Genomic DNA, 16,992 nt, shown 5'->3' on the forward strand with positions numbered 1-16,992 from the left:
TAGCCCTTTTTTCCACCAAGCAATTAAACTGGCGCCGCCGCGCAACACCGCCGCATTCCTTGATATGCATCATGCCCTCGCCAGAGGGGAATGTAGTAAAATTTCTTGCAAAACGCCTTTAAAAGTAGTAAATTTACACAGGCAAACTACGGCTGGTGTAAGGTGTCACATCAGCGGCCGCGCACAGCGCGCGGCACATCCTTTCGGCACTTTTTTTGCGACGATTCTCATACTATGGCTCTTACCGATTTTGATCTGGTTCTGTTTGGCGGCAGCGGCGATCTGGCGATGCGCAAATTACTGCCCGCAATGTATGCACGCGATGTGGCGAACGACCTGCCGGCGACCGCCCGCATTATCTGCGTCGGCCGTGCGGACGCCAGCCAGGAGGAATTCCTGCAAACCGTTGAGACCACGTCCAAACCGCTGATCAAATCGCCGGCCGTGACGCCGGCCGCGTGGACCCGCTTCACCGCCCGCATCGTCTACGTCTCGCTGAACGCGACCGACGCCACCAGCTACCACACGCTGGTCGAGGCGCTGCGCAAGGACGACGCCATCACCAAGGTCTACTACCTGGCGACGCCGCCGGCGATCTTCTCGCAGATCTGCGAGAACCTGAAGACCAACGGCCTGGTGACCAGGAATTCGCGCGTGGTGCTGGAAAAACCGCTGGGCCGCGACCTGGCCTCGGCCAAGCAGATCAACGCCGAAGTGGGCAAGGTCTTCGAGGAATCGCAGATCTACCGTATCGACCACTACCTCGGCAAGGAAACCGTGCAGAACCTGCTGGCCCTGCGCTTCGGCAACATCCTGTTCGAGCCGCTGTGGCGCCGCGAATGGATTTCCGACGTCCAGATCACCATCGCCGAGAAGCTCGGCGTCGGCAACCGCATGGGCTACTACGACACCTCGGGCGCGCTGCGCGACATGCTGCAGAACCACCTGCTGCAGCTGCTGTGTATCGTCGCCATGGAACCGCCGACCTCGATCGCGCCGGATGCCGTGCGCGACGCCAAGCTGCAGGTGCTGCGCTCGCTGAAAAAATTCACCCCGACCACGCTGGCGCAGAACATCGTGCGCGGCCAGTACCGCGCCGGCCACGTCGATGGCAAGGCCGTGCCGAGCTACCGCGACGAGCCGGATGCGCCGGAACATTCGCGCACCGAGACCTTCGTCGCGATGAAGGCGGAGATCGACACCTGGCGCTGGGCCGGCGTGCCGTTCTACCTGCGCACCGGCAAGCGCATGGCCGACGGCCTGGCCGAGATCGTCGTGCGCTTCAAGCAGATCCCGCATTCGATCTTCGCCCAGCCGACCAACAGCTTCCAGCCGAACTCGCTGGTCATCCGCCTGCAGCCCGACGAAGGCCTGCGCATGAATCTGATGGCCAAGACGCCCGGCGACGGCATGCGCTTGAAACAGGCCGAGCTGGAACTGGACTTCCGCGAATCGTTCAAGTCGCCGCGCATGGACGCCTACGAGCGCCTGCTGCTCGACGTGCTGCGCGGCCAGCTGACCCTGTTCATGCGCGGCGACGAGCTGGAGGCGGCATGGGAATGGGTCGAACCGATCCTGAACAACTGGGAAGCGGACGACAGCTATCCGATTCCTTACGCCGCAGGCACCTGGGGTCCGGCAGCCGCTTCGGCGCTGATCGGCCGCGACGGCCTGCAATGGCGTGAAGAAGCATTACCGGAAGACTAAGCCCACATGTTGCTAGATTCCATACGCACCCAGCTCGACTCGCTCTCCAAATCGGAGCGCAAGGTCGCGCTGGCGGTCCTCGACCATCCGGGCCAGACGGTCAGCCAGAACATCACGGCGCTCGCCAAGAGCGCCCAGGTGTCCGAACCGACCGTGGTGCGTTTCTGTCGCACGCTGGGCTACGACGGCTGGCATGAGTTCAAGCTCAAGCTGGCCCAGGGCCTGGCGCTGGCCCTGCCGGGCCTGAACGAGCAGCCGACCCAGGACGACCTCGCGGCCGACCTGGTCAACAAGATCTGCAGCCGCTCGATCAACACCCTGCTGGACCTGCGCAACAACCTCGACCCGGACGCGATCCAGAAGGCGCTGGACATCCTGGCCAAGGCCAACAAGATCGAATTCTACGGCCAGGGCACCTCCGGCATCGTGGCGGCCGACGCGCAGCACAAGTTCTTCCGCTCCGGCGTGCCGACCGTCGCCTACGCCGACCCGCACATCCACAGCATCGCCGCCGCCCTGCTGCGCACCGGCGACGCGGTGGTGGCGATTTCCCAGCGCGGCAACAGCCCGACGCTGGTGCGCTCGGTCAAGCTGGCGCGCCGCGGCGGCGCCGAGGTGATCGTGCTGGCGCCGTCCGGCACGCCGCTGGCCGACCTGGCGACGGTGCTGATCCCGATCGACCTGATCTTCAACATCGACCCCTACACGCCGATTTCGGCGCGCCTGGCCTACCTGGTCGTGATCGACGTGCTGGCCGTCGGCCTGGCGCTGCAGCGCGGTCCGGAATTCCGCAAGAAGATGCAGAACGCCCAGAAGGCGCTGCAGGAATTCGACCTGCAGTTCGACTCCTTCATCGGCTGACCTCCCCCCTGTGTCAACCCGATGCCGACGCCATGGCGCTGGACGGCATCATGGCGGCCGCCGACGGCCGTTCGGTCAGCACCTCCACCGCCGGCGTGGCGTGGCCGGCGCTGACGGCGGGCGGCGCGTTGACCAGCTGGCTCAGCGCATGGCCCAGGGCCGCCACCATGGCCGGATTCTCCGCAAATTCCACGCACTCGGTCTCCCATTGCTCGCCCGGGAAAAAGGCCCGCAGCACATGGCGCTGCGCCGGGTCCAGGGTATCTTGCTGGATGGCCCGCTCCAGCCATTCGGCGTCGGCCAGCAGGCCGGCGATGCCGAGCGGCCGCTCATGGGCCCGGCCGGTGTCGGGCTCCGACGGGTGAGGCTGGGTCAGCGGACGGTCGGTCACGTCCTTCAATTGCCCCCAGGTACCGAGCGGTATCTCCAGCCTGCCGCTGGCGCCGGCCTGCATCAGTTGTAGCAAGGCCGAGGTGGCTTCGCCGCGCTGTTCGCCCAGCAGTCGCCCCACCTCTTCCGGACTGAGCGCCACGTGCTGCCAGCGATTGTCCGGCAAGCGGAATTGCAACACCGGGCGGCCCTGGTGCAACGCCAGATGCGGTTCCGGCCGCGGCGCCTTCAGCCACTTGTTGCTCAGGTCGGCGAGCCCGATCGCATCCGGGCCATGCGCCGGCAATGCCGCCAGGCGGCGGCGCGGGCCGCTACGCGGCTCCTCGCTCACACCGTAGGCCGCGTCGATGAACCTGCCGCTCGCCAGCGCGTCGAGCTGGTCGAACTTGGGTTGGCCGCCGCCGTTGGTCAGCGGACCGCGCACGGTGGCGCGCAAGGGCTTGGCCGGATGGCGGCTCCGCGGGTCGTAGCTGATATCGATCAGCGCCGCATTGCTCTGGTGGATATTGCCGGCATGGCTGCGGTAGCGGAACATGGACGCGCCGGCCACCAGCGCGGTGCTGTACTGCTCCCTGCCGCCCACCCGCAGCTGCTTGATGCGCCAGCTCTCGGGATAACGCATGACGTCGCTCACGGCGCGGGACAGATCGGGGTCGTCCGAGCGGCGCGCGTGGTCCAGCATCTCCAGGCGCTCCGGCACCAATTCCATTTCTATGTCCACCGGCAAGCCCTGGGCGTGCGCCAAGGCGGCCGCGCCGCGCAGGTTGTCGGCGATTTCCGGACTCCGCCTGGCCAGTTCCTCCCAATGCGGCAGGGCCTCGAAGATGAGCCCGTCCTTGCTGCTGATGGTATAGCGCATGCCGGTCACCGTGCCGTCGGCGCTCTGCTGTATGGCCGGCGTGCGGTGCAGCGCCTTCGGCGCGAACACCTCCATGATCTGCAGATCGATCCAGGTCGGCACCTTGTGTTCCATTTCGTAGCCGTCGCCGATGATGATGTTGTCGGTCTTGCCCTCCAGCGTGCTGACCGCCGGCAGGGCCTTGATCCACGAACCCTGGATTTCGGTGACGGAAATGAATTTGCGGTTCAGGCCGGCCGTGGCGTCGTAGCCGCTCCTGGTGGTGCTGACGCCGCTCGCATCCTGGGTGCGCGATTCGCTGTTGCTGAAGTTCAGGCTGGCGGTCCACTGCTCAACGCCGGCGATCACCATCTTGAAGCGCTCCGAGAGCTTTTCCGGCGGCGTGAAAATGCCGACCACCGCCATCAAGACCTGCATGTCCAGGGTATTCGACCATTTGCTGTGTTTCGAACGCGTGTACGAAGCGTCCGCCGTGTGCTCGATCAGCTCTTCCGGCGTGTACCTCCCCGACAGCAAGCTCTCCACCACATGGCTGACGGTGCCCGCATCATCGTTTTTCAGGCTCAGTTTCACGCTGTCCTCGGTGCCCTTGCTGAACACCAGCGCCGCCGGCACGATCTCCAGGCCAAAGAACACCAGGCCCAGCGCCGAGTGCGAATCCTTGCCGTCGGCGGTGGTGCGATGGTTGGCCTTGTATTCGCCGGCGCCCCACTTGATTTTCGCGCACAGCAGCTTGACCTCGCCTTCAAACGCGTGGCTGAACGTGATATCGATGCCGTCCGCGCGCTTGCTGATGGTCATGGCGCGGGTGCGGGCCAGGCTGGCGCCCGGCACCGGCAAGATGTTCGGCTTCTTGTTCAGGGCGATATTGAACCTGCCGGCCAGGTCGGCGGGCGTGTCCACCTTCGGGTGCGCGCCCTCCTTGAAACGGTCGGCGGGCGTCCAGTTATGGCTCCAGCCGTCGCCGTCCAGGCCGCCCTGCGCCGTATATTCGAAGCGGATGCTCTCGCCCGGCGGCAACTCGTCCACCAGCCGCACGTAGTCGTTCTGCTTGTCCTCGCCGAGCACGCCCTGGAAACGCGCCGCCCGGTTGAGCACATGGTCGGGCTGGCCGAACGCGCCCATGACGGCGCGCATGCTGTCGAACACCACCTCGGCGCGGGCGTCCCAGATATTCTGCTTGAAGCGCTGCGACACCACGTTGCCGTCATCGCCGTTCAGCCGTCGCAGGTCGGTTTCCGAGTCCGCCCGGGTGGGCGCGGTGCGCTGCAGCGCGGTTTCATAGCGCAGCTGATCCTTGACCAGGTGGCCGACCAGGATATCGAGACCCTGGTTGGCGGGTTGGCCCATGCCGTTGACCACGTCGGTCGCATCGTCCCAAATGCGCGCCGGCAGCGCCATGTATCCCATGGCCTCGCGCGACGCGTTCGGCGCCAAGGGCCGGTGCAGGTGGACGCCGGCCTGCACCAGGCGTTGCAGCCTCCGGGTGGTATCGGCGAAAGCGCGGACGGCGTCGGCGTCGCCGGTCGGCGGCATCGCCTGGCGCCGCCGCACCAGCAGGTGCAGCATGTTGTCGTCGGTGGCGGCGCCGCCGGGGCGCCTGGCCTGCGCGGCGCGAATCGCGGCCGAGTCCCGCCAGTTCGGCTTGAGCTGGCCTTGCGCATCGGTCATGCCCAGCGCCCGTTCCAGCCGGTCGAGCGCCACGCCCGAGTTGGTATTCATGGCGTCGTGGATTGCGTCGGTCAACGGCACGGCGGGTGGCGTGGTGGTCAGCGGCAGGTCCCGCAGCTCTTGATAATCCTGCCGCAACTGGGTGTGCAGCGGCGGCTGTCCCGGCGCGGGCGTGGCCGGGCCCGGAAGATAGTGGGCCCTGAAATAATTGAGGTAACGCGCGACCAGCTCGGTCGTCTGGCCGACCATGGTGAGCGCGGCGGTGCCGCGCGGCGCCACCTGTATGGCTTGTTCCGGCGTGAAGACCGCCAGCTTGCTTTGCAACCAGTTCACATTCTTCTTGTCGCTGCGCGCCGCGCCCGGCGTGAACGGCGACCCCAGCGTCACGTTGGTGAATTTCTGCTGGCTATCCCTGAACTGGCCGTAGGTGCGCTGCAGGCCGCTGGCCGTGGCGTCGGTGTGCGCGGTCCAGGTCCCGTTTTTTTCCAGCAGATGCTGGTTGGCTCCGCCGTCGTCGCCGACGGCGATCGCGCCGTTCGGCAAGGTCAGCAACGACGTCGGTGGCGCGCCCGGGGCCCTGGGCAGGCGCTGCCACCCCGCCGCGTTGCCCTGCTCGACGTCATCGCCGCCGAGCCGCCAGACATCGCCGCCGGTGGTCAGCATATGCAGGCAGCCATCGCTGCTGAAGGCCAGCTCGCGCGGGGCGTCGGCCAGCTGCGGCAACGGCAGCGTCCGGTCTGCCCGCCGGTTGGGCGATGGCGGCTCGCTCAGGAGGATACCGGTCTGGCCGCCCGTGCCCGCCGCGCCGCCGGCGGGCTGCGCGCCATCGGCCAGCGACGCGATACGGCCGGTCGGCGAGGCCGCGAAAATGGGCCCCGCCGCCAGCGGCAGCGCGCTGCCGGCGCGCGGGCCCGTCAGGCACAACAGCTGGTTGCCGGCCCCCCGGGCGTAGGCATGGCCATCGCCCCCCAGCCTGATCGAGGCGACGTCGCGCTGCGGCATCCGGTCCCAGCTGTCGGTACCGTTATTCCATGAAAACAGGCGGCCGGCGGTCAGCGCAAAACCGGCGCCGTCCAGGGTCGCGATGCGATGGTCGGGACGTTGGTGGCGCCGCGCCAGCGCGGTGCGTTCCGGCGTCTCGGGCCCGTTGCCCCGCCTGCCGCCCTCGGGCCCGGCAGTCAGCAGCTGGCGCAGGCGGGTGTTGACGCTGGGCCGCCGCCGCAAGAGGGGCACCTCCGCCTCGACAGGCGGCGGCAGCGCCGAGCCGCCGGCCTCGGGCCCGGCGGGCAGCAGCGCCGCCGAGCGGTGATCGGCATCCGGCCGCCGCGCCACCTTGCTGAGGTCCGCCATCTCGATCGGCGCCTCTTCCACCGGGGCGCCGCCCGCCGGCTGCGCCAGCAAATGTTGCAGGCGGGTTTGCACCGGCCGGCGGGCCTGGCGCGGCGGCGGCGGCGGCGGCGGCGACAAGCTATCGGCCGGCGGCTGGGTGTGCGTGTCCGGCAAGGCGGGATGGCTCGGCGGCGCGCTAGCGAAAAGACTCCATGGATTGAAACCTGGTGGCATGTCGTTCTCCTTGAATGTTCTTGAAATTTTTTCATGAGTACCTTGCCGCGCGCGATCGTTCCAAGTGCGCCGCCGATGCTTGTCCAAGCGTCGGCCGGCCGCCATCCGTGCGGTGGCGCACCGCGCCCGGACCGATAGTCCTTCTATAATTTCAAGGCTTGCGCTACAGTGTGGCTAATTTGCCGCACGCACAACGTTGCGATTTTGGACATGAAACCTACTTCTACGCGCATTCCCTTGCTCAATACCGGAGTGGCCGGCCTGGACGATATCCTGGGCGGCGGCTTTCCCGCGCACAGCCTGTACCTGATCCAGGGCCTGGCCGGCAGCGGCAAGACGACGCTGGCCTGCCAGATCGGCTTCCAGCATGCCCACCAGGGCAAGAAAGTGCTGATCCTGACGCTGATCGCCGAAACCCACGGCAAGATGCTCAACCACCTGAGCAGCTTCTCCTTCTTCGACGAACAACTGGTCGGCGAACGCATCGTCTTCATCGGCGCCTACGGCGACCTGCTGCGCGGCGGCCTGCGCGAGCTGCTCAAGTCGATCGCCGCCACGCTGGCCGCGCAACGCCCGGACATCATGATCATCGACGGCTTCCGCACCGTGCGCGACGCCAAGCCGTCGGACCTGGCGCTGTCCGAGTTCATGCTGTCGCTCAATTCGCTGGTCTCGACCATGGAGTGCACCACCTTCCTGCTGTCGCCGACCGAGGGCAACGTGGCCGATTCGGAAAACACGCTGGTCGACGGCTTGATCGAGCTGAGCCAGTACGAACGCGGCCTGCAGCTGATCCGCGAGATCAAGGTGTTCAAGCTGCGCGGCAGCAAGCACCTGCTGGGCCGCCATGTGTTCGAGGTGGGCGAGGACGGCGTCGCCATCTATCCGCGGCTGGAGGCGGTCAGCTCGCAGTCGGGCGCGGCGCCGACGGTGGCGCTGCAGCGGCTGGGCTTTGGCATCGAGGGCTGGGATCGCCTGACCAACGGCGGCGTGGCCCGGGGCTCGACCACCGCGCTGCTGGGCAATCCCGGCGTCGGCAAGACGCTGATGGGGCTGCATTTCATCCATGACGGCTTGCTGCGCGGCGAACACTGCCTGATCGCCGGCTTCTACGAATCGCCGCCGCGGCTGCTGGAGAAGGCGCGCAGCGTCGGCCTCGACCTCAAGTCCTACTACGACAGCGGCGCGCTGCAGATCATCTGGCACCCGCCGCTGGAAGTGCTGGTCGACAGCCTGGCCCAGCGCCTGCTGCGCAATGTCGAGCAGCGCGCGGTGTCGCGCCTGCTGATCGACGGCCTCGACGGCCTGCGCGAGATCGTCGTGCACGAGGGACGCTCGCGCTCCTTCCTGGCGGCGCTGGTCAACGAGCTGCGCGTGCGCAACGTGACCACCTTCTTCACGCAGGAACTGCCCTACTTCGGCCAGGGCCCGCTGCACAGCGAAGCGTCGGCGTCGATGCTGTTCGAGAACATCGTCCTGCTGCGCTATGTCGACGTCAACGGCATCAACCGGCGCCAGATCGGCGTGCTCAAGCTGCGCGAAAACAGCTACGACGCCGCCAACCACATGCTGCTCATCACCGACAAGGGCATGAGCATCGAAGGGCCGGTCTCGTTCCAGCCCTCGCAGCCGCTGTAGCCCCCCTATGAGCGTTCCTCCCGCAATCATCGACGCCAACCCGGACGGCAAGCTGGTGCTGGTGGTCGACGACGAATTCGACGTGCTGTCGGCGTACACCATGCTGTTCGAGTTTCGCGGCTTCCGCGTGCGCACGGCGGGCAACGGCGCCGAGGCGCTGGCCGCCGCCGCGCTCGACACGCCCGACATCGTGGTCTCCGACCTGATGATGCCGGTGATGGACGGCGCCCAGCTGTGCCTGCGGTGGCGCGCCGACCCGGCGCTGCGCGAGATCCCCTTCATCCTGGCCAGCGCCGGCATCCCGCGCAAGGACCTGGCGGTGCCCTACGACAGCTTCTTCAAAAAGCCGATCCGCTTCGAAGTGCTGCTGGAAGAAATCAACAAGCTGATCGCCGCGCGCGGCCGGCGCTAGCCGATGCAAGCCCATGTCGTCACGGTCGTGCTGCTGGCGGCGCTGCTGCACGCCAGCTGGAACGCGCTGGTCAAGGCCGGCCCCGACAAATACCTGACCACCATGCTGGTCGCCTGCGGCGCCGCGCTGATCTCGCTGCCGCTGCTGCCGCTGGCGGACGCGCCGCTGCCGGCCAGCTGGCCGTGGCTGGCGGCGTCGGCCTGCTGCCAGGTGGTCTACTACATGCTGCTGGCCGCCGCCTACCGCCACGGCGACATGAGCCAGGCCTACCCGCTGATGCGCGGCACCGCGCCGCTGCTGGTGGCGCTGGCCAGCCTGCCGCTGCTGGGCGAGCGGCTGCTGCTGGCGCAGGACATCGCCGTCATGCTGATCTGCGGCGGCGTGCTGACCCTGTGCATCCTGCGCGGTCCCGCGGCCGGCGCCGACGTCGCCGCCAACCGGGCCGCCCGCCGGCGCGCCACCATCTACGCGCTGCTCAACGCCGGCGTGATCGCCAGCTACACCATGATCGACGGCGTCGGCGTGCGCCTGTCGGGCGCGCCGGCCGGCTACACCATGTGGCTGTTCGTGCTGACGGCACTACTGTTGTTATTGTGCTCGCCGCGCCGCTGGCAGGAACTGCCGGCCTACGCCCGCACCCATGCGCGCGTGATGCTGCTGGGCGGCGCCGGCACGCTGGCGTCCTACGGCCTGGCGCTGTGGGCGATGACGCTGGCGCCGGTGGCGGCCGTGGCGGCGCTGCGCGAAACCGCCATCCTGTTCGCCGCCGCCATCGCCGCGCTGTTCCTGCGCGAGCGGCTGGCGCCGGCCCGCATCGCCGCCGTCACGCTGATCGCGGCCGGCGCCATCGTCATGCGTATGGCTCCGGCTGCGTGAATGGCAGTACAATAAAGCCATCGCCCCTTACCTGATTGACAATTCTTATGAATCAACTCGAACAACTCAAGAAATTCACCACCGTCGTCGCCGATACCGGCGATTTCCAGTCGATCCAGGCCTACACCCCGCGCGACGCCACCACCAACCCTTCGCTGATCCTGAAGGCGGTGCAGAAAGACGAATACAAGCCGCTGCTGGAAAAAGCCGTGCGCGACAACCTCGACGCCAGCACCGCCGAGGTCATCGACCACCTGCTGATCGCCTTCGGCAAGCAGATCCTGCGCGTGATTCCGGGCCGCGTGTCGACCGAGATCGACGCCAGCCTGTCGTTCAACACGGCGGCCTCGGTGGCCAAGGGCCGCGAGCTGATCCGCCTGTATGAAAAAGCCGGCATCGAGCGCGAGCGCGTGCTGATCAAGATGGCCTCGACCTGGGAAGGCATCCGCGCCGCCGAGATCCTGGAACAGGAAGGCATCCACTGCAACATGACCTTGCTGTTCTCGCTGGCCCAGGCGATCGCCTGCGCCGAAGCGGGCGCGCAACTGATCTCGCCGTTCGTCGGCCGCATCTACGACTGGTACAAGAAATCCACCGGCATCGACTACGTCGGCGGCGAAGATCCCGGCGTGCAGTCGGTCAAGCGCATCTACAACTACTACCGCAAGTTCGGTTACAAGACCGAAGTGATGGGCGCCAGCTTCCGCAACACCGGCCAGATCCTGGAACTGGCCGGCTGCGACCTGCTGACCATCAGCCCGGACCTGCTGCAGCAATTGGCCGACAGCAACGCGCCGGTGGAGCGCAAGCTGAGCGCCGAAAGCGGCGCCGGCGCCGCCATGGGCAAGATTTCGCTGGACGAGCCGACCTTCCGCTTCATGCTGAACGAAGACGCGATGGCGACCGAAAAGACCGCCGAAGGCATCCGCGCCTTCTGCGCCGACACCGGCAAACTGAAGCAAATCATCTCCGGCATGCGCTGATTTTTACGCAGCCCCCATGCAAGGCGGGAGCGCGGCACAGGCCGCTCTCCCGCCTTTTTTGCGTTTTTGGCCCAACAAAACATTCCATTTCTGGCTGTATTACAATCTTGCATCATCAATAAAACCCTCTACGAGACATCCATGAGATCAGTTCCTCGTTGCACCGCCGTTGCCGCCGCCATCATGACCCTGTTGAGCGCCTGCGGCGACAAGAGCACAGCCCCCGCCGCCCCGCCGCCGGCCACCGTTGCCGTCGTCACCGTCGCCCCCGCCCAGCTCACGCTGACCAGCGAGCTGCCGGGCCGCACCGAGGCTTCGCGCATCGCCCAGGTGCGCGCGCGCACCGCCGGCATCGTGCTGCAGCGCGTGTTCAAGGAGGGCGGCGACGTCAAGGCCGGCGAGGTCCTGTTCCGCATCGACCCGGCGCAGTTCCAGGCCTCCTACGACAGCGCGCAGGCGGCCGTCGCCAAGGCCGAGGCCAACCTGGCCCAGGCCGATCTCAAGGTGAAACGGTATAAACCATTACTGGCCGCGCAAGCCGTCAGCCAGCAGGAATACGACGACGCCGTCACCGCGCAGAAGCAGGCCGCCGCCGACCTGGCCACCGCCAAGGCCGCGCGCACCAACGCCAAGCTGACGCTGGGCTACGCCACCGTCACCTCGCCGATCTCCGGCCGCATCAGCCGCGCGCTGGTGACCGAGGGCGCGCTGGTCGGCCAGGGCGAGGCGACGCCGATGGCCACCGTGCAGCAGCTCGATCCGATCTACGTCACCATCACCCAGTCGTCCACCGAGATGCTGAAGCTGCAGCGCGCGCTGGCCGAGGGCAAGCTCAAAGGCGCCGGCAACGGGGGCAGCAAAACCGAGGCGCGCGTGACCCTGGTGACCGAGGATGGCCAGACCTATCCGCAGGCGGGCAAGCTGCTGTTCTCCGACGTCTCGGTGGACGAGAGCACCGGCTCGGTGTCGATGCGCGCCGAGTTCCCGAATCCCAACCGCGTCCTGCTGCCGGGCATGTACGTGCGCACGCGCCTGGAGCAAGGCGTCAGCGACGCCGCCATCACCGTGCCGCAGCAAGCCATCGTGCGCAGCAATGAAGGCTCGTCGGTGCTGGTCGTCGGCGCCGACAACAAGCTGGTCTCGCAGCCGGTGACCGCCAACGCCAACGACGGCCAGAACTGGGTGGTCAGCTCGGGCCTCAAGGGCGGCGAACGCATCGTGGTGGAAGGCTTCCAGAAGGCCAAGCCTGGCGCCACGGTCAATCCGCAGCCGTGGAAAGGCCCCGCCGTGGCGACACCTCCGGCGCCTGCCGCAGCCGCCGCACCTGCCAAATAACCGGGAGTCCTGATGGCCAAGTTCTTCATCGACCGCCCCGTATTCGCGTGGGTGATCGCATTATTCATACTGCTGGGCGGCGCGCTGGCGATCACGGTCCTGCCCGTGTCCCAGTACCCGACCATCGCCCCGCCGTCCATCGTGGTGACGGCCAACTACCCCGGCGCCACGGCGCAGGTGCTGGACGACGCCGTCACCAGCGTCATCGAACAGGAAATGAACGGCGCCGACGGCCTGCAATATGTCGAATCGTCCAGCGAGGCCAGCGGCGCCGTCACCATCACCGTCACCTTCGTCCCCGGCACCAACCCGGACCTGGCGGCGGTCGATGTGCAGAACCGCATCAAGCGCGTGGAATCGCGGCTGCCGGCCGCCGTCACGCAGCAGGGCGTGCAGGTCAACAAGGCGCGCTCGAACATCCTGATGTTCGTCGGCCTGACCTCGACCGACGGCCGCCTCGATCCGACGGGGCTGGGCGACTACCTGGCGCGCAACGTGGTCAACGAGATCAAGCGCATTCCGGGCGTGGGCCAGGCGCAGTTGTTCGGCACCGAACGGGCGATGCGCATCTGGGTCGATCCAGCCAAGCTGATCGGCCTGAAGATGAACATGGCCGACGTCACCGCCGCGATCCGCGCGCAGAACGCGCAGGTCACCTCGGGCACGCTGGGCGACTTGCCCAGCCCGGCCAGGCAGACCTTCTCCGCGCCGATCGTGGTGACCGGCCAGTTGTCGTCGACCACCGAGTTCGGCCAGATCGTGCTGCGCGCGAACCCGAACGGCTCGCTGGTGCGGCTGAAGGACGTGGCCCGCATCGAAATGGGCGGCGCCAGCTTCAACATCAGCGCGCGCCTGAACGGCGCGCCGTTCTCGGCGATCGCGGTACAGCTATCCCTGACCGGCAACGCGCTGCAGACCGCCACCGCCGTGCGCGAGAAGATGGACCAGCTGGCCAGGTACTTCCCGCCGGGCGTGGCTTACACCATCCCTTACGACACCTCGCTGTTCGTCAAGATCTCGATCGAGGAAGTGGTCAAGACGCTGCTCGAAGCGGTGGTGCTGGTGTTCCTGGTGATGTACCTGTTCCTGCAGAATATCCGCTACACGCTGATCCCGACCATCGTCGTGCCGATCGCGCTGATGGGCACCTTCGCCGCGATGCAGCTGTTCGGCTTCTCGATCAACGTGCTGACCATGTTCGGCATGGTGCTGGCGATCGGCATCCTGGTCGATGACGCCATCGTGGTGGTGGAGAACGTCGAGCGCATCATGAGCGAGGAAGGCCTGTCGCCGCGCGACGCCACGCGCAAGGCGATGTCGCAGATCACCGGCGCCATCATCGGCATCACGCTGGTGCTGATCGCCGTGTTCATCCCGATGGCCTTCTTCGGCGGCGCGGTCGGCGCGATCTACCGCCAGTTCTCGCTGGCGATGGTGTCGGCCATGCTGTTCTCGGCGCTGATGGCGCTGACCCTGACGCCGGCGCTGTGCGCCACCATCTTGAAACCGGTGGAGGCCGGCCATCATCATGAGAAGAAAGGCTTCTTCGGCTGGTTCAACCGCGGCTTCGCCGTCACCGCGACCGGCTACCAGGGCGTGATCGCCAACATGCTGAAGCGCACCGGCCGCTACCTGGTCATCTTCGCGCTGCTGTGCGGCGTGGTGGGCTGGCTGTACGTGCGCCTGCCGTCGTCCTTCCTGCCGAACGAAGACCAGGGCTATCTGATCGCCAACGTCCAGCTGCCGGCAGGCGCCTCGACCAGCCGCACGCAAGCCGTGCTGGCGCAGGCCGACGCCTACTTCCGCAAGCAGCCGGGCGTGGCGCGCACCATCGCCGTGGCGGGCTTCTCGTTCTCCGGCAACGGCCAGAACGCCGGCCTGGTGTTCATCCCGCTGAAGGACTGGAAGGAGCGCGGCCCGGATCAATCGGCGCAAGCGATTGCGCAGCGCGCCTTTGGTGCGCTGTCCTCGATCCCGGATGCGATCATCTTCCCGCTCAGCCCTCCGCCGATCCGCGAACTGGGCAACGCCACCGGCATCACCGCGCGCCTGGAGGACCGCAGCGCGCTGGGCCACGACGCGCTGGTCGCTGCCCGCAACCAGCTGCTGGGCCTCGCCGGCAAGAGCGCTGTCCTCAAGGGCCTGCGTCCTGAGGGCCTGGAAGACTCGCCGCAGCTGCAGGTCGATATCGACCGCGAGAAGGCCAATGCGCTGGGCGTCAGCTTCGCCGACATCAACTCGATGATGTCGACCGCGCTGGGTTCGTCCTACGTGAACGACTTCGCGTCGAGCGGGCGCCAGCAGCGCGTCATCGTGCAGGCCGACGCGCCGCGCCGCCTGCAGCCGGAAGACATCATGCAGCTCAACGTGCGCAGCGCCAGCGGCGCGATGGTGCCGTTCTCCTCGTTCGCCAAATCGCACTGGATACAAGGTCCGGTACAGCTGGTGCGCTACAACGGCTACCCCGCCATCAAGCTGACCGGCGACGCCGCCCCTGGCCGTTCGACCGGCGAGGCGATGGACGAACTGGAACGCCTGGCGGCGCAACTGCCGCCCGGCTTCGGCATCGAATGGACCGGCCAATCGCTGGAAGAGAAAACCTCCGGTTCGCAGGCGCCGATGCTGTTCGCGTTGTCGCTGCTGGCCGCCTTCCTGGTGCTGGCGGCGCTGTATGAGTCCGAATCGATCCCGGTGGCGGTGCTGCTGGTGGTGCCGCTCGGCGTGCTGGGCGCGCTGCTCGGCGCGCACATCCGCGACCTGCCGAACGATGTGTACTTCAAGGTCGGCCTGATCGCCATCATCGGCCTGTCGGCGAAGAACGCGATCCTGATCATCGAGTTTGCCAAAGACCTGCAGGCGCAGGGCAAGGGCCTGATCGAATCGACGCTGGAAGCGGTGCATTTGCGCTTCCGCCCGATCATCATGACCTCGCTGGCCTTCATCCTCGGCGTGTTGCCGCTGGTGATCGCCACCGGCGCCGGCTCCGCCAGCCAGCGCGCCATCGGCACCGGCGTGATGGGCGGGATGATCACGGCGACGGTGCTGGCCGTGTTCCTGGTGCCGGTATTCTTCGTCGTGATACGCAAGATCTTCAAGGGCAGCGAACGCCAGCGCAAACTGGCCGCACATGAAATGGACGACAAGAAGCATGAAACCTATGACTAAGCGCTACCCTGCCCTCGCTCTCCCTCTGCCGCTGCTTGGCGCGGCCCTGCTGTCGGCATGCTCGATGGCGCCGACCTACGAGCGTCCCGCCGCACCGGTGGCCGCGGCCTTCCCGGCCGACAGCGCCGGCGCGGCGGCGCGCACCAGCGTCGCGCTGCCGCTGCCCGCCGACGCCAGGTCCGCCGTCGACACCGGCTGGCGCGACTACTTCAGCGATCCGCGCTTGCAGCAGCTGATCGCCGCATCGCTGGAAAACAACCGCGACCTGCGCACCGCGGCCTTGCGCATCGAGGAGGCGCGCGCGCAGTACAACATCCAGTCGGCCGACCGCCTGCCCAACCTGAACGCCTCGTTCGGCGCCGCCAAGGCCAAGACGCCGGCCTTCCTCTCGTCCAGCGGCGAGACGACCATCGGCAAGCGCTACGACGCCGGCGTGTCGGTGTCCTCGTTCGAGCTGGATTTCTTCGGCCGCGTGAAAAGCCTGAACGACGCAGCCCTGTCGGCCTACCTCGCCACCGACGAAGCGCGCCAGGCGGCGCAGATCGCCCTGGTGGCGCAAGTGGCGCAGGCCTACTACACCGAGCGTGCGTATGCCGAACAGTATGCGCTGGCGCAGCAAACCTATGAAGCGCGCGCCCGCACCTACAAGCTCACGCAGCAACGCGCCGAAGTCGGCGCCTCGTCGCGCCTCGATTTGCGTTCGAATGAAACGCTGATGGAAACCGCGCGCGCCGCCGCGCTGACGCTGGCCCGCCAGCGCGCGCAAGCCGAGAACGCGCTGACGCTGCTGGTCGGCCAGGCGCCGGCATCCGCCGCATCGGGCGCCATGCCGGGCGACGCGCAGCTCGACGCGCTGAACGCCGTGCCGGAAGGCCTGCCGTCGGACCTGCTGGCGCGTCGTCCCGACATCCGCGCCGCCGAGCAGCGTTTGAAATCGGCCAACGCCAACATCGGCGCCGCGCGCGCAGCCTTCTTCCCGCGCATCAGCCTGACGGCGGCCGTGGGCAGCAGCAGCCCATCGCTGGGTGGCCTGTTCGACAGCGGCTCGGGCAGCTGGTCGTTCGCACCGCAGCTGGTGCTGCCGATCTTCGACGCCGGCCGCAACCGCGCCAACCTGACGCTCACCGAAGTGCGCAAGAACATCGCGGTCGCCGACTACGAGAAGACCATCCAGACGGCCTTCCGCGAAGTCGCCGACGCCCTGGCCGCGCGCGACTACCTGGGCGAGCAGGTCAACGCCCAGCGCGCGGTACAGGAAGCGCAGGCGGACCGTTTAAAACTGCTGCAACTACGCTTCGACAACGGCGTCGCCAGTTCGCTGGACGTGTTGGATGCGCAGCGCGAACTGTTCAGTGCGCAGCAAACGCTGGTACAAGCCCGCCTGCTGCGCACCACCACCGCGATCGACCTCTACCGCTCCCTCGGCGGCGGCCTGAAATAACAACTCCGGGGTCAGGTCCAAAACCTGGACACGGGCGCTACCGTAGCGATCGCTACGGTAGCGCCCGTGTCCAGGTTTTGGACCTGACCCC

Annotated in this window: 10 protein-coding genes; 9 read left to right on the top strand and 1 reads right to left on the bottom strand. The window is 67.2% G+C overall.

From position 1 onward, the window contains the following. The first annotated feature begins 234 nt into the window (after positions 1-234). Both zwf and ACEN9F_RS11340 read left to right on the top strand, forming a co-directional pair. Positions 235-1,707, top strand: coding sequence for a glucose-6-phosphate dehydrogenase (gene zwf / locus ACEN9F_RS11335; RefSeq protein ID WP_413420122.1), 1,473 nt, complete (start codon positions 235-237; stop codon positions 1,705-1,707). Positions 1,708-1,713: 6 nt separating this feature from the next. After that, positions 1,714-2,568 carry an SIS domain-containing protein gene (locus ACEN9F_RS11340; protein ID WP_413420123.1) on the top strand — a complete coding sequence of 285 codons (855 nt, stop codon included), beginning with the start codon at positions 1,714-1,716 and terminating at the stop codon, positions 2,566-2,568. A gap of 13 nt (positions 2,569-2,581) precedes the next feature. Here ACEN9F_RS11340 and ACEN9F_RS11345 read toward each other — a convergent pair whose 3' ends face one another. Next, positions 2,582-7,051, bottom strand: a complete 4,470-nt coding sequence (locus tag ACEN9F_RS11345) for a hypothetical protein (protein WP_413420124.1) — start codon at positions 7,049-7,051, stop codon at positions 2,582-2,584. Positions 7,052-7,261: 210 nt separating this feature from the next. Between ACEN9F_RS11345 and ACEN9F_RS11350 the strand changes: the two genes are divergently transcribed. The 7 genes from ACEN9F_RS11350 (at position 7,262) to ACEN9F_RS11380 (ending at position 16,901) form a co-directional block, all read left to right on the top strand. Continuing rightward, entirely contained in the window at positions 7,262-8,689 is a 1,428-nt protein-coding gene (locus ACEN9F_RS11350) for an ATPase domain-containing protein (RefSeq protein ID WP_413420125.1), read from the top strand. 7 nt (positions 8,690-8,696) lie between these two features. Continuing rightward, complete coding sequence (locus ACEN9F_RS11355; protein ID WP_413420126.1) at positions 8,697-9,101, top strand: response regulator; 405 nt, start codon at positions 8,697-8,699, stop codon at positions 9,099-9,101. 3 nt (positions 9,102-9,104) lie between these two features. Further along, the gene (locus ACEN9F_RS11360) at positions 9,105-9,977 is read left to right on the top strand and encodes an EamA family transporter (RefSeq protein ID WP_413420127.1); all 873 of its coding nucleotides are present in this window, start codon (positions 9,105-9,107) and stop codon (positions 9,975-9,977) included. 47 nt (positions 9,978-10,024) lie between these two features. Further along, positions 10,025-10,960: a transaldolase gene (tal, locus tag ACEN9F_RS11365; protein ID WP_413420128.1), complete on the top strand. Its 936-nt coding sequence runs from the start codon at positions 10,025-10,027 to the stop codon at positions 10,958-10,960. Positions 10,961-11,101: 141 nt separating this feature from the next. Continuing rightward, positions 11,102-12,295: an efflux RND transporter periplasmic adaptor subunit gene (locus ACEN9F_RS11370; protein WP_413420129.1), complete on the top strand. Its 1,194-nt coding sequence runs from the start codon at positions 11,102-11,104 to the stop codon at positions 12,293-12,295. A gap of 12 nt (positions 12,296-12,307) precedes the next feature. Then, complete coding sequence (locus ACEN9F_RS11375) at positions 12,308-15,460, top strand: efflux RND transporter permease subunit (RefSeq protein WP_413420130.1); 3,153 nt, start codon at positions 12,308-12,310, stop codon at positions 15,458-15,460. Then, positions 15,453-16,901 carry an efflux transporter outer membrane subunit gene (locus ACEN9F_RS11380; RefSeq protein ID WP_413427034.1) on the top strand — a complete coding sequence of 483 codons (1,449 nt, stop codon included), beginning with the start codon at positions 15,453-15,455 and terminating at the stop codon, positions 16,899-16,901. Before ACEN9F_RS11375 ends, ACEN9F_RS11380 begins: the two co-directional genes overlap by 8 nt. The last annotated feature ends 91 nt before the right edge of the window (positions 16,902-16,992 follow it).

The sequence above is a fragment of the Duganella sp. CT11-25 genome (assembly GCF_047302815.1).
Lineage (GTDB): Bacteria > Pseudomonadota > Gammaproteobacteria > Burkholderiales > Burkholderiaceae_D > Rugamonas.

Excerpts from the sequence above, each read along its gene's own strand:
- zwf (WP_413420122.1), top strand. The coding sequence starts at position 235 with ATGGCTCTTACCGATTTTGATCTGGTTCTGTTTGGCGGCAGCGGCGAT.
- ACEN9F_RS11340 (WP_413420123.1), top strand. The coding sequence starts at position 1,714 with ATGTTGCTAGATTCCATACGCACCCAGCTCGACTCGCTCTCCAAATCG.
- ACEN9F_RS11345 (WP_413420124.1), bottom strand. The coding sequence starts at position 7,051 with ATGCCACCAGGTTTCAATCCATGGAGTCTTTTCGCTAGCGCGCCGCCG.
- ACEN9F_RS11350 (WP_413420125.1), top strand. The coding sequence starts at position 7,262 with ATGAAACCTACTTCTACGCGCATTCCCTTGCTCAATACCGGAGTGGCC.
- ACEN9F_RS11355 (WP_413420126.1), top strand. The coding sequence starts at position 8,697 with ATGAGCGTTCCTCCCGCAATCATCGACGCCAACCCGGACGGCAAGCTG.
- ACEN9F_RS11360 (WP_413420127.1), top strand. The coding sequence starts at position 9,105 with ATGCAAGCCCATGTCGTCACGGTCGTGCTGCTGGCGGCGCTGCTGCAC.
- tal (WP_413420128.1), top strand. The coding sequence starts at position 10,025 with ATGAATCAACTCGAACAACTCAAGAAATTCACCACCGTCGTCGCCGAT.
- ACEN9F_RS11370 (WP_413420129.1), top strand. The coding sequence starts at position 11,102 with ATGAGATCAGTTCCTCGTTGCACCGCCGTTGCCGCCGCCATCATGACC.
- ACEN9F_RS11375 (WP_413420130.1), top strand. The coding sequence starts at position 12,308 with ATGGCCAAGTTCTTCATCGACCGCCCCGTATTCGCGTGGGTGATCGCA.
- ACEN9F_RS11380 (WP_413427034.1), top strand. The coding sequence starts at position 15,453 with ATGACTAAGCGCTACCCTGCCCTCGCTCTCCCTCTGCCGCTGCTTGGC.